The sequence below is a fragment of the Pseudomonas sp. PME37.24/006 genome (assembly GCF_055556635.1).
The window spans coordinates 194,066-206,097 of record NZ_JBVHNL010000005.1 but is presented as its reverse complement, the minus strand read 5'-3'; the positions used below and the strand labels follow the sequence as shown (position 1 = coordinate 206,097).

The 12,032-nt window shown below is 63.8% G+C and carries 10 protein-coding genes; 9 read left to right on the top strand and 1 reads right to left on the bottom strand.

Going from position 1 to position 12,032, the window contains the following annotated elements; genetic code table 11:
- Window positions 1–185 precede the first annotated feature (185 nt).
- A complete protein-coding gene (locus ACZ3GY_RS21925) occupies window positions 186–1,226 on the bottom strand; it encodes a threonine aldolase family protein (RefSeq protein ID WP_465911966.1) in 1,041 nt (346 codons plus the stop codon).
- A gap of 201 nt (window positions 1,227–1,427) precedes the next feature.
- Here ACZ3GY_RS21925 and ACZ3GY_RS21920 point away from each other — a divergent pair, with 201 nt between their 5' ends.
- The 9 genes from ACZ3GY_RS21920 (at window position 1,428) to fdhA (ending at window position 11,865) form a co-directional block, all read left to right on the top strand.
- Window positions 1,428–1,727 carry a hypothetical protein gene (locus ACZ3GY_RS21920; RefSeq protein ID WP_463563233.1) on the top strand — a complete coding sequence of 100 codons (300 nt, stop codon included), beginning with the start codon at window positions 1,428–1,430 and terminating at the stop codon, window positions 1,725–1,727.
- A gap of 107 nt (window positions 1,728–1,834) precedes the next feature.
- Window positions 1,835–2,572, top strand: a complete 738-nt coding sequence (locus ACZ3GY_RS21915) for a TraX family protein (protein ID WP_465911965.1) — start codon at window positions 1,835–1,837, stop codon at window positions 2,570–2,572.
- Between the two features lie 168 nt (window positions 2,573–2,740).
- On the top strand, window positions 2,741–3,994 hold the full coding sequence (gene glyA / locus ACZ3GY_RS21910; RefSeq protein ID WP_465911964.1) for a serine hydroxymethyltransferase: 1,254 nt from the start codon (window positions 2,741–2,743) through the stop codon (window positions 3,992–3,994).
- Between the two features lie 98 nt (window positions 3,995–4,092).
- Window positions 4,093–5,343, top strand: coding sequence for a sarcosine oxidase subunit beta family protein (locus ACZ3GY_RS21905; protein WP_042553863.1), 1,251 nt, complete (start codon window positions 4,093–4,095; stop codon window positions 5,341–5,343).
- 55 nt (window positions 5,344–5,398) lie between these two features.
- A complete protein-coding gene (locus ACZ3GY_RS21900) occupies window positions 5,399–5,725 on the top strand; it encodes a sarcosine oxidase subunit delta (protein ID WP_465911963.1) in 327 nt (108 codons plus the stop codon).
- The gene (locus ACZ3GY_RS21895) at window positions 5,722–8,739 is read left to right on the top strand and encodes a sarcosine oxidase subunit alpha (RefSeq protein WP_465911962.1); all 3,018 of its coding nucleotides are present in this window, start codon (window positions 5,722–5,724) and stop codon (window positions 8,737–8,739) included. Before ACZ3GY_RS21900 ends, ACZ3GY_RS21895 begins: the two co-directional genes overlap by 4 nt.
- Complete coding sequence (locus ACZ3GY_RS21890) at window positions 8,732–9,361, top strand: sarcosine oxidase subunit gamma (protein ID WP_225836200.1); 630 nt, start codon at window positions 8,732–8,734, stop codon at window positions 9,359–9,361. The genes ACZ3GY_RS21895 and ACZ3GY_RS21890 overlap by 8 nt, the downstream gene beginning before the upstream one ends.
- 230 nt (window positions 9,362–9,591) lie before the next feature.
- On the top strand, window positions 9,592–10,449 hold the full coding sequence (gene purU, locus ACZ3GY_RS21885; protein ID WP_465911961.1) for a formyltetrahydrofolate deformylase: 858 nt from the start codon (window positions 9,592–9,594) through the stop codon (window positions 10,447–10,449).
- Between the two features lie 216 nt (window positions 10,450–10,665).
- The gene (gene fdhA / locus ACZ3GY_RS21880) at window positions 10,666–11,865 is read left to right on the top strand and encodes a formaldehyde dehydrogenase, glutathione-independent (RefSeq protein ID WP_465911960.1); all 1,200 of its coding nucleotides are present in this window, start codon (window positions 10,666–10,668) and stop codon (window positions 11,863–11,865) included.
- The last annotated feature ends 167 nt before the right edge of the window (window positions 11,866–12,032 follow it).

Genomic DNA, 12,032 nt, shown 5'->3' with positions numbered 1-12,032 from the left:
GGCGTACGGAGCGCATGCTTGATGATGTAATCGGCGGATTACGCCTGCGCCTAATACGCCCTACTTACGGCACGCTTTTTAGGTGTCGCGTCCTCGCGGCGATGGATGGGCATACACCGGATGTTCCAGGATGGCCGCTATTGCATCGCGCGGGGGGCGACGCTCCCACAGGTTAGGCCAACCCGTCAGGCCGCCATCACTTCGCGGATATCCGCGGCCAGTTGACGGACGCGGGCTTCTTCGGTGTCCCAGGAACACATGAAGCGTGCGCCACCGGCGCCGATGAAGGTGTAGAAGCGCCAGCCGCGAGCGGTCAGGGCGGCGAGGGCCGGTTCGGACATCTGCAGGAACACGCCGTTGGCTTGCACCGGGAACATCAGGCTGACACCGGGCACGTCTTCCACCAGACTGGCGAGCAGTTGTGCACAGTGGTTGGCGTGCTTGGCATAACGCAGCCAGGCATCGTTCTGCAGGATGCCGACCCAGGGTGCTGACAGGTAACGCATCTTCGAGGCCAGCTGCCCGGCCTGCTTGCAGCGGTAGTCGAAGTCTTCGGCCAGCTCGCGGTTGAAGAACAGGATCGCCTCGCCGACCGCCATGCCGTTCTTGGTGCCGCCGAAGCAGAGCACGTCGACACCGGCTTTCCAGGTCAGCTCCGCCGGGCTGCAGCCGAGGAAGGCGCAAGCATTGGAGAAGCGCGCGCCGTCCATGTGCAGGTGCAGGCCGAGTTCCTCGCAGGTCTGGCTGATCGCCTGGATTTCTGCGGGGCTGTAAACGGTACCGACTTCGGTGGCCTGGGTCAGGGTGACCACCCGCGGTTTGGGGTAGTGGATGTCCTTGCGTTTTAGGGCTATCTCGCGGATCGACGCGGGCGTCAGCTTGCCCTGTTCGGTATGGGCGGTGAGCAGCTTGGAGCCGTTGGAGAAGAATTCCGGCGCGCCGCATTCGTCGGTCTCGACGTGGGCGGTCTCCGAGCAGATCACGCTGTGGTAGCTCTGGCACAGCGCTGAGAGGGCCAGGGAGTTGGCGGCGGTGCCGTTGAAGGCGAAGAACACGTCGCAGTCGGTTTCGAACAGGCTGCGGAAGTGATCGGCGGCGCGGGCCGTCCATTCGTCGTCGCCATAGGCGCGCTGATGGCCCTGATTGGCTTCTGCCATGGCTTCCCAGGCCTCGGGGCAGATGCCCGAGTAGTTGTCGCTGGCGAATTGCTGGGAATTGTCGGGCATTGGAAAATCCTTGTCTGCTGCGCCCCAAGCGGGCGTATGCCGCTACTTTAGCCCGCCTTGGCCAGGCTTAGAACTCGCTGGCGCGACATATTGTTCAGGGCTCTTCGAGGGCAATCATTCTGAACTCACGGCGGTCTGTGGGCTCACAAAGCAGAGAGTCGTAATCAAAGACTCACCGATTCCACGCTACAGGAGCCCACCATGAGCTACCGTCATCTGATCGCACTTTTCGCACCGCTCGCCTTCGCCCTACCGGCCGTGGCAGCCGAACCCTGGTCCCCTGAAGCCAAGTCGACCTTCGTGCAGGAATGCGTGAAAGGCGCTCAGTCCGGCCACTCTCAGGAACAACTCACTGCGTTCTGCGATTGCGCCGCGACCAAGGTCAGCGAAGAGTTCAGCGAGGCCGAAATGGCCGAGATGAGCAAGCAGGTTCCGCCGGATGCCGCGCTGCAGCAGCGCCTGGTCACGGCCTCGAGCAGCTGCAACGCCAAACTGCAGTAAGCCTCGAACGGGCGGCACAGGGTTCAGCCCTGTGCCGCCTTCTGATTTGCGTCGAGGCAGCCACAGCCTCTACCGTGCAGCCTCATATCCCAGCGTGACGCGTGCACATGCCTCCAGCATCACTTGCTCAGCCAATGCCTTTCGGTCGTGATGCGGCCCTCGACTTGATCAAATGGCTGGCGCTGCTGACCATGCTGATCGATCACCTTCGCCATGTCTGGCCCTCCCTGTATTTCCTTTATGTACCTGGCCGTCTGGCCTTTCCGCTGTTCTGTCTGGCCATCGCCGCCAACGTCGCGCGGCCGAGCGTTGGCCCGTCCAATGGTGTGTCGCTGAGTTACCTAGGTTGGTTGCTGCTGTTCTCGCTGCTCTCCGAGTGGCCCTATCGACTGCTGGTGCCCACGGCGGAATCGCTCAACGTGCTGCCGACTTTGGTTCTCGGCCTGCTGATCGCCAACGCCGTGCAGCGCCCGCAGCCCCAGGCCTGCTGGCTGGGTGGGGCGGCGCTGTTGATCGCCGTGTTCGGCCATGAGTGGCTGATGTTCGGCGCTTTCGGCGCGGTGTTGCCGGCGGCTTTCCTGCTGGCGCTGCGCAAGCCCTACGGCGCCTGGCTGCTGCCGATGTTGTGCTGCCTGGCGGCCAACTATTGGGCACCGTTCTACAGCGACGCCGCTCGGGGCGACCCGTTCGCCTGGAGCGTGCTCGCCATCTGCCTGTTCGCCCCGCTGATCGGCCTGCTGCTGTTGCGCGCACGTCCGCCATTCCCAGTACCGCCGGTACGACGCTGGGCCTACCTGTTCTATCCCGGGCACTTTCTCGTGCTGGTCGCGCTGCGGTTCATCTGAGTTTGCGGCATGTGCAATTGCGACACTCGGCCATGTCGCAAACGCAATCTCCCGTGGCGTGCATAGGCATCTGGTTCTCGAGGGCGAGTCATACCATCGCTGCAACAAGACTCATATCGAGCAACCGAGCCAGATGCGGCGCCTTCAGGCGCTTCGGGGAGATACGTGATGTTCAGCAAGCAAGATCAGATCCAGGGCTACGATGACGCACTGCTCAGCGCGATGAATGCCGAGGAGCGTCGTCAGGAACATCACATCGAACTGATCGCCTCGGAAAACTACACCAGCAAGCGGGTGATGGAGGCGCAGGGCAGCGGGCTGACCAACAAGTACGCCGAAGGCTATCCGGGCAAGCGCTACTACGGCGGTTGCGAGCATGTGGACAAGGTCGAGGCGCTGGCCATCGAGCGCGCCAAACAGCTGTTCGGCGCCGATTACGCCAACGTGCAGCCGCACTCCGGCTCCTCGGCCAACTCCGCCGTGTACCTGGCGCTGTTGCAGCCCGGCGACACTATTCTCGGCATGAGCCTGGCCCACGGCGGCCACCTGACCCACGGTGCCAAGGTCAGCTCGTCCGGCAAGCTGTACAACGCCGTGCAGTACGGCATCGATACCGACACCGGGCTGATCGACTACGACGAGGTCGAGCGCCTGGCCATCGAGCACCAGCCGAAGATGGTCGTAGCCGGCTTCTCCGCTTACTCCAAGACCCTAGATTTCCCGCGTTTTCGTGCCATTGCCGACAAGGTCGGAGCCTACCTGTTCGTCGACATGGCCCACGTTGCCGGTCTCGTTGCGGCTGGCCTGTACCCGAATCCGATTCCCCTCGCGGACGTGGTCACCACCACCACCCACAAGACCCTGCGCGGCCCCCGTGGCGGCCTGATCCTCGCCAGGGCCAACGAAGAGATCGAGAAGAAACTCAACGCTGCGGTATTCCCGGGCGCCCAGGGCGGCCCGCTGATGCATGTGATCGCTGGCAAGGCGGTGTGCTTCAAGGAGGCGCTGGAGCCAGGCTTCAAGGACTACCAGGCGCAGGTCATCAAGAACGCCCAGGCCATGGCCGAGGTGTTCATCGAGCGCGGTTTCGATGTGGTCTCCGGTGGCACCGACAACCACCTCTTCCTGCTCTCGCTGATCAAGCAGGGCATCACCGGCAAGGATGCCGACGCAGCCCTCGGTCGCGCCGGCATCACGGTGAACAAGAACGCCGTACCCAACGATCCACAGTCACCGTTCGTGACCTCCGGGCTGCGTATCGGCACCCCTGCGGTCACCACCCGTGGTTTCAAGGAAGCCCAGTGCCGTGAACTGGCAGGCTGGATAAGCGACATCCTCGAGCACCTTGGCGATGCCGATGTCGAGGCTCAGGTGGCCGGCCTGGCTGCCGGGCTGTGTGCCGATTACCCGGTGTATCGCTAACGCATCGTCGTTGTCGTGGCAGCCGGCTTGGCGGCGATCGGTCTTACCGGTCGCCAGCGGGCCGGCTGCTACGTTGGAACAGAATTCAGGAGTCCCCCATGCAGCGCTATTCCGGCTTCGGCCTGTTCAAGCATTCCTTCAGTCACCACGAAAACTGGCAACGCATGTGGCGCAATCCGACTCCCAAGCCGGTGTATGACGTGATCATCGTCGGCGGTGGCGGGCATGGCCTGGCTACCGCCTACTACCTGGCCAAGGAGTTCGGCGTGAAGAACGTCGCCGTGGTCGAGAAGGGCTGGCTGGGCGGCGGCAACACCGCACGTAACACCACCATCGTGCGTTCCAACTATCTGTGGGACGAGTCCGCGCACCTCTACGAGCACGCCATGAAGCTGTGGGAAGGTCTGTCCCAGGATCTGAACTACAACGTCATGTTCTCCCAGCGCGGCGTGTTCAACCTTGGTCATACGCTGCAGGACATGCGCGACATCGAGCGCCGCGTCAGCGCCAACCGCCTCAATGGGATCGATGGCGAAGTGGTCGATGCCAAGCAGGTGGCGGAGATGATTCCTTACCTCGATTGCTCGAAGAACACCCGCTACCCGGTGCTCGGTGCCTCGCTGCAGCGCCGTGGCGGCGTGGCCCGTCACGACGCCGTGGCCTGGGGCTTCGCCCGCGCCGCCGACGCCCTGGGCGTCGACCTGATTCAGCAGACGGAAGTGATCGGCTTCCGCAAGCAGGACGGTGCGGTGATCGGCGTGGAAACCAGCAAGGGCTTCATCGGCGCCAAGCGCGTCGGTGTGGTCGCTGCCGGTAACTCCGGGCACCTGGCCAAGCTCGCCGGCTTCCGCCTGCCGCTGGAGTCGCACCCGCTGCAGGCGCTGGTTTCCGAGCCGATCAAGCCGATTATCGACACGGTGATCATGTCCAACGCCGTACACGGCTACATCAGCCAGTCGGACAAGGGCGACCTGGTCATCGGCGCCGGCATCGACGGCTACAACGGCTACGGCCAGCGCGGTTCCTACCCGACCATCGAACACACCCTGCAGGCCATCGTCGAGATGTTCCCGGTGCTCTCGCGCGTGCGCATGAACCGGCAGTGGGGCGGCATCGTCGACACCACGCCGGACGCCTGCCCGATCATCGCCAAGACCCCGGTAAAGAACCTGTTCTTCAACTGCGGCTGGGGCACCGGTGGCTTCAAGGCCACGCCGGGCTCGGGCAACGTGTTCGCGGCCAGCCTGGCCAAGGGCGAGATGCATCCGCTGGCCAAGGCCTTCTCCATCGAGCGCTTCCACAACGGTGCGCTGATCGACGAGCACGGCGCAGCCGGTGTGGCGCACTGATTTTGGCGCCCTCTCTCGCTGAGAGAGGGACGATGGTTTTCTGGAGGTACCGAACATGTTGCACATCTTCTGCCCTCACTGTGGCGAACTGCGTTCCGAAGAAGAATTCCACGCTGGCGGCCAGGCGCACATTCCCCGCCCGCTGGACCCGAATGCCTGCACCGATGCGGAGTGGGGCGAGTACCTGTTCTTCCGCGACAACCCGCGCGGCATCCACCACGAGCTGTGGATCCATGCGGCGGGCTGCCGTCAGTACTTCAACGTCACCCGTCACACGGTGAGCTACGAGATTCTCGAAACCTACAAGATCGGCGAGCGCCCCAGCGTGACTGAGGCTGGCGTCGCCGCGAAAAAGGCCGCTGACCAAGGAGTAACGGCATGAGCCAGGTCAATCGTCTTTCCCAGGGCGGCCGCATCGATCGCAGCCAGCCGCTGACCTTCAGCTTCAACGGCCAGACCTATCAGGGTTATGTCGGCGACACCCTGGCCGCTGCGCTTTTGGCCAACGGCGTCGACGTGGTCGGCCGCAGCTTCAAGTACTCGCGCCCACGCGGCATCGTCGCTGCCGGCGCCGAAGAGCCGAATGCCGTGCTGCAGATCGGCGGCACCGAGGCGGCGCAGATTCCCAATGTGCGCGCTACCCAGCAGGCGCTGTACGCCAACCTGACGGCCACCAGCACCAACGGCTGGCCGAGCGTCAACACCGACCTGATGGGGATTCTCGGCAAGGTCGGCGGCGGCATGATGCCGCCCGGTTTCTACTACAAGACCTTCATGTACCCGCAGAACCTCTGGCTGACCTACGAGAAGTACATTCGCAAGGCCGCCGGCCTCGGCCGCGCGCCGAAAGAAAACGACCCGGATATCTACGACTACCTGAACCAGCACTGCGACGTACTGGTGGTCGGCGCCGGCCCTGCCGGTCTGGCCGCGGCCCTGGCCGCTGGGCGCAGCGGCGCCCGGGTGATTCTCGCCGATGAACAGGAAGAGCTCGGCGGCAGCCTGCTCTCCACCCGCGAGATGCTCGACGACAAGCCGGCCGTCGAGTGGGCCGCCAAGGCCATCGCCGAGCTGCAGGCCATGCCGGAAGTGATCCTGCTGGCGCGTGCCACGGTCAACGGTTATCACGACCACAACTTCCTCACCATCCACCAGCGTCTCACCGATCACCTCGGCGAAGTCGCGCCAATGGGCCAGCCGCGCCAGCGCCTGCACCGTGTGCGTGCCGGCCGCGTGGTGCTCGCCACCGGCGCCCACGAGCGCCCGCTGGTGTACGCCAACAACGACGTGCCCGGCAACATGCTGGCCGATGCCGTGTCGACTTACGTGCGCCGTTATGGCGTGGCGCCCGGTCAGAAACTGGTGCTGTCGACCAACAATGACTACGCCTACCGCGTGGTGCTCGACTGGCTCGACGCCGGTCGCCAGGTAGTAGCCGTGGCCGACGCCCGCAGCAACCCGCGCGGCAGCTGGGTCGAGGAAGCGCGCCGACGTGGCGTGCGCGTGCTCACCAGCAGCGGTGTGGTCGAGGCGCGTGGCAGCAAGCGTGTCACCGGTGCGCGCATCTGCGCCATCGATGCCGCCAGGCACAAGGTCACCAGCCCGGGCGAGACCCTCGACTGCGACCTGATCGTTAGCTCCGGCGGCTACAGCCCGGTGGTGCACCTGGCGTCGCACCTTGGTGGTCGTCCGGTCTGGCGTGAAGACATCCTCGCTTTCGTGCCGGGTGAAGGTTTCCAGAAGCGTCATTGCGCCGGTGCCGTGAACGGTGTGTTCGGCATGGGCGACAGCCTCGCCGATGGTTTCGAAGCCGGTGCCAAAGCGGCCGCCGAGGTGGGCTTCCAGCCCGTGAGCGGTACGCTGCCGAAAGCCGAGAAGCGCATCGAGGAAGCGTCGATTGCGCTGTTTCAGGTGCCGCACGACAAGAACACCGCACGTGCGCCCAAGCAGTTCGTCGATCAGCAGAACGACGTCACCGCCGCCGGTATCGAGCTGGCCACCCGTGAGGGCTTCGAGTCGGTCGAGCACGTCAAACGCTACACCGCGCTGGGCTTCGGTACCGACCAGGGCAAGCTGGGCAACATCAACGGTCTGGCCATCGCCGCCCGTTCGCTGGGCATCAGCATCGCCGAAATGGGCACCACCATGTTCCGCCCGAACTACACCCCGGTGACCTTCGGCGCCATCGCCGGTCGTCATTGCGGCGATCTGTTCGAGCCCAAGCGCTACACAGCCATCCAGAAGTGGCACCTGGAAAACGGCGCCGAGTTCGAGGACGTCGGCCAGTGGAAGCGCCCCTGGTACTTCCCGAAAAAAGGGGAAGACCTGCACGCCGCGGTGGCCCGCGAGTGCCTGGCCGTGCGTAACGCGGTGGGCATTCTCGACGCCTCGACCCTGGGCAAGATCGACATTCAGGGCCCGGATGCGCGCGAGTTCCTCAACCGCGTCTACACCAACGCCTGGACCAAGCTGGACGTGGGCAAGGCCCGCTACGGCCTGATGTGCAAGGAAGACGGCATGGTCTTCGACGACGGTGTGACGGCCTGTCTGGCCGACAACCATTTCGTCATGACCACCACCACTGGCGGCGCTGCCCGCGTGATGGAGTGGCTGGAGATCTACCACCAGACCGAATGGCCGGAGCTGAAGGTGTACTTCACTTCAGTGACCGACCACTGGGCGACCATGACCTTGTCCGGCCCCAACAGCCGCAAGCTGCTGGCCGAAGTTACCGACATCGACCTGGACAAGGACGCCTTCCCGTTCATGACCTGGAAGGAAGGCAACGTCGGCGGCGTGCCGGCGCGGGTATTCCGGATCTCCTTCACCGGTGAGCTGAGCTACGAAGTCAACGTCCAGGCCAACTATGCCCTGGGCGTGTGGGAGAAGATCATCGCCGCCGGCCAGAAGCATGGCCTGACGCCTTATGGCACCGAGACCATGCACGTACTGCGTGCCGAAAAGGGCTTCATCATCGTCGGCCAGGACACCGACGGTTCGGTCACCCCGGACGATCTGAACATGGGTTGGTGCGTTGGCCGTACCAAACCGTTCTCCTGGATCGGCTGGCGTGGCATGAATCGCGAAGACACCCTCAAGGAAGGCCGCAAGCAACTGGTCGGCCTCAAGCCGGTGGATCCGAACAAGGTACTGCCAGAAGGCGCGCAGCTGGTCTTCGACCCCAAGCAGCAGATTCCGATGACCATGGTTGGCCACGTCACCTCCAGCTACATGAGCGCCGCGATGGGCCATTCCTTCGCCATGGCCCTGGTCAGAGGCGGCCTCAAGCGCATCGGCGAGCGCGTCTTCGCGCCGCTGGTCGATGGCAGCGTGATCGAAGCCGAAATCGTCAGCTCCGTGTTCTATGACCCGAAAGGGGATCGCCAGAATGTCTAACGCCAATCTTTATCAGCAACGCCCTGCCGACATCGCCGGGCAGTCGTCCCTGCACCATGCCGGGTTGCACGAATTGGCCGGCAAGGGCCGCCAGGGCGCTGGCGTCACCCTGCGAGAGAAGAGCCTGCTGGGCCATCTGGTCCTGCGTGGCGACGCCGACGATGCCAATTTTGCCGGCGGTGTACACAAGGCCCTCGGCCTCGAGCTGCCGGGCGCACTGACCCTAGTGGCCAACGGCGATACCTCGCTGCAGTGGCTGGGCCCGGACGAATGGCTGCTGATCGTGCCAGGCGGCAGCGAGTTCGAGGTCGAGCGCACGCTGCGCGAGACGCTGGATGGTCAGCATATTTCGGTGGTCAACGTCAGCGGAGGGCAGACCCTGCTGGAGCTGCGCGGGCCCAAGGTGCGCGAGCTGCTGATGAAGTCCAGCAGCTACGACGTTCACCCGAAAAACTTTCCGGTGGGCAAGGCGGTAGGCACGGTGTTCGCCAAGTCCCAACTGGTGATTCGCCGCACCGGCGAGGAGACCTGGGAGCTGCTGATCCGCCGCAGCTTCTCCGACTACTTCTGGCTGTGGCTGCAGGATGCCAGCGCCGAGTACGGGTTGGCTGTGGAGGCCTGAGAACGCGAGCAGGATAAAAGCAGTGACTAACTGTGGGAGCGGGCGGGGACGCCTAGTCCATGCCCGCGAAAAATCGCGGGCATGGCCCGCTCCCACAGAATAAATGCTGACCGTCGCTCCTGCTTTAACTTCACCACTCCCAAAGGCTACGCACAAGCGCAGCCAATGACGCTCCACATCGTGCACTGCCGGCCGGCGCATGGGAGCGATCACCACAAGGAATCGCTTTCATGAGCCGCACCCCCGATACCTGGATTCTCACCGCCCATTGCCCGAGTCTGCTGGGTACCGTGGATGTGGTTACTCGCTACCTGTTCGAGCAGGGCTGCTACGTCACCGAGCACCACAGCTTCGATGATCGGCTGGCCAGCCGCTTCTTCATCCGCGTCGAATTCCGCGCCCAGGCCGGTTTCGACGAAGCGGCGTTTCTCGCCGGCCTTGATGAGCGCACCGCGCCCTTCGAGATGCGCACAGAACTGACGCCGCCGGGCTATCGCGCCAAGGTGGTGATCATGGTCTCCAAGGCCGATCATTGCCTCAACGACTTACTCTACCGCCAGCGCACCGGCCAGTTGCCGATGGACATCACCGCCATCGTCTCCAATCACCCTGATCTCAAGCCGCTGGCCGACTGGCACGGCATCCCCTATCACCACTTTGCCCTCGACCCCAACGACAAGCCGGCGCAGGAGCGCAGGGTGATGCAGGTGGTCGAGGACACCGGCGCCGAACTGGTGGTGCTCGCCCGCTATATGCAGGTGTTGTCCGCCGAGCTGTGCCGCAAGCTCGATGGCCGGGCGATCAACATCCATCACTCGCTGCTGCCCGGTTTCAAGGGTGCCAAGCCCTATCACCAGGCGTATCAGAAGGGCGTGAAGCTGGTCGGCGCCACCGCGCACTTCATCAACAACGACCTCGACGAGGGGCCGATCATCACCCAGGGTGTGGAAAGCGTCGATCATGCGCACTACCCCGAGGATCTGGTAGCCAAAGGCCGGGACATCGAGTGTCTGACCCTGGCTCGTGCCGTCAGTTATTTCCTCGAGCGACGGGTGTTCCTCAACGCTAATCGTACCGTGGTGCTCTGAGGCATCTTTGCCGCGCATAGAACACCGACTGTCGGTTCTGTACCCACGGAACTGCCAGGCGCTGGCTACTCTCCCCTGACCTGCGTTCGACGACAGATCGTCGACACGCTCACTCGGTAGTCGCCCTGCCCTTACCGGAGGCTGTCGAGACAGACGCTTCAATACTCCCTTGCAAGGCCTATGCGCCTTGTATCCACAACAAGAAAGGAGATGCATATGTCTGGTAATCGCGGTGTCGTCTATCTCGGCACAGGCAAGGTCGAAGTCCAGAAGATCGACTATCCGAAGATGCAGGATCCGCGTGGTCGCAAGATCGAGCACGGGGTCATCCTCAAGGTGGTTTCCACCAATATCTGCGGCTCTGACCAGCACATGGTGCGCGGGCGTACCACCGCCCAGGTCGGCCTGGTGCTCGGCCACGAGATCACCGGTGAGGTGATCGAGAAGGGTAGCGATGTCGAGAACCTGAAGATCGGTGATCTGGTGTCCGTGCCCTTCAACGTCGCCTGCGGCCGCTGCCGCTCCTGCAAGGAACAGCACACCGGCGTCTGCCTGACGGTCAACCCGGCGCGTGCCGGTGGCGCCTATGGCTATGTGGACATGGGCGACTGGACCGGAGGCCAGGCCGAATACGTGCTGGTGCCCTACGCCGACTTCAATCTGTTGAAGCTGCCGGATCGCGACAGGGCGATGGAGAAGATCCGCGACCTGACCTGCCTGTCCGACATTCTGCCCACCGGTTACCACGGCGCGGTCACCGCAGGCGTGGGGCCGGGCAGCACGGTGTACGTGGCAGGCGCCGGCCCAGTCGGCCTTGCCGCAGCGGCTTCTGCGCGACTGCTTGGCGCTGCAGTGGTGATCATCGGTGACGTCAACCCGGTGCGTTTGGCCCACGCCAAGGCCCAGGGCTTTGAAATCGCCGACCTGTCCAAGGACACGCCGCTGCACGAACAGATCGCCGACCTGCTCGGTGAGCCGGAAGTGGATTGCGCCGTCGACGCCGTGGGCTTCGAAGCCCGCGGCCACGGCCATGCCGGTGCCCAGCACGAAGCGCCGGCCACGGTGCTCAACTCGCTGATGGGCGTGGTGCGGGTGGCCGGCAAGATCGGTATTCCCGGTCTCTACGTCACCGAAGATCCGGGGGCAGTGGACGCGGCGGCGAAGATCGGCAGCCTGAGCATCCGCTTCGGCCTCGGCTGGGCCAAGTCGCACAGCTTCCATACCGGCCAGACACCGGTGATGAAGTACAACCGTGCCTTGATGCAGGCGATCATGTGGGATCGCATCAACATCGCCGAAGTGGTTGGCGTGCAGGTCATCAGCCTGGAGGACGCGCCGCGCGGTTACGGCGAGTTCGATGCCGGCGTGCCGAAGAAATTCGTCATCGACCCGCACAAGACCTTCAGCGCTGCCTGATGCAAACAAGCGGAACCTCAGCAGGCCGTGTGAAAACGTAGCGAGCGAAGGTCAGGCAAGGCAAAAGCCGGCGAAAAAGCGCAGTTTACGAGTTGTAAATGAGCATTTTGACTGGGCTGGCATTCCAGCCGGTTTTTAACGCCGCATGCCCGAGCGCAGTAGTTTTC

Bases quoted from the DNA above. Each gene is read 5' to 3' on its own strand.
- ACZ3GY_RS21925 (WP_465911966.1), bottom strand. From the start codon at position 1,226: ATGCCCGACAATTCCCAGCAATTCGCCAGCGACAACTACTCGGGCATC.
- fdhA (WP_465911960.1), top strand. From the start codon at position 10,666: ATGTCTGGTAATCGCGGTGTCGTCTATCTCGGCACAGGCAAGGTCGAA.
- ACZ3GY_RS21900 (WP_465911963.1), top strand. From the start codon at position 5,399: ATGTTGCACATCTTCTGCCCTCACTGTGGCGAACTGCGTTCCGAAGAA.
- ACZ3GY_RS21890 (WP_225836200.1), top strand. From the start codon at position 8,732: ATGTCTAACGCCAATCTTTATCAGCAACGCCCTGCCGACATCGCCGGG.
- glyA (WP_465911964.1), top strand. From the start codon at position 2,741: ATGTTCAGCAAGCAAGATCAGATCCAGGGCTACGATGACGCACTGCTC.
- ACZ3GY_RS21905 (WP_042553863.1), top strand. From the start codon at position 4,093: ATGCAGCGCTATTCCGGCTTCGGCCTGTTCAAGCATTCCTTCAGTCAC.
- ACZ3GY_RS21915 (WP_465911965.1), top strand. From the start codon at position 1,835: ATGCCTCCAGCATCACTTGCTCAGCCAATGCCTTTCGGTCGTGATGCG.
- ACZ3GY_RS21895 (WP_465911962.1), top strand. From the start codon at position 5,722: ATGAGCCAGGTCAATCGTCTTTCCCAGGGCGGCCGCATCGATCGCAGC.
- ACZ3GY_RS21920 (WP_463563233.1), top strand. From the start codon at position 1,428: ATGAGCTACCGTCATCTGATCGCACTTTTCGCACCGCTCGCCTTCGCC.
- purU (WP_465911961.1), top strand. From the start codon at position 9,592: ATGAGCCGCACCCCCGATACCTGGATTCTCACCGCCCATTGCCCGAGT.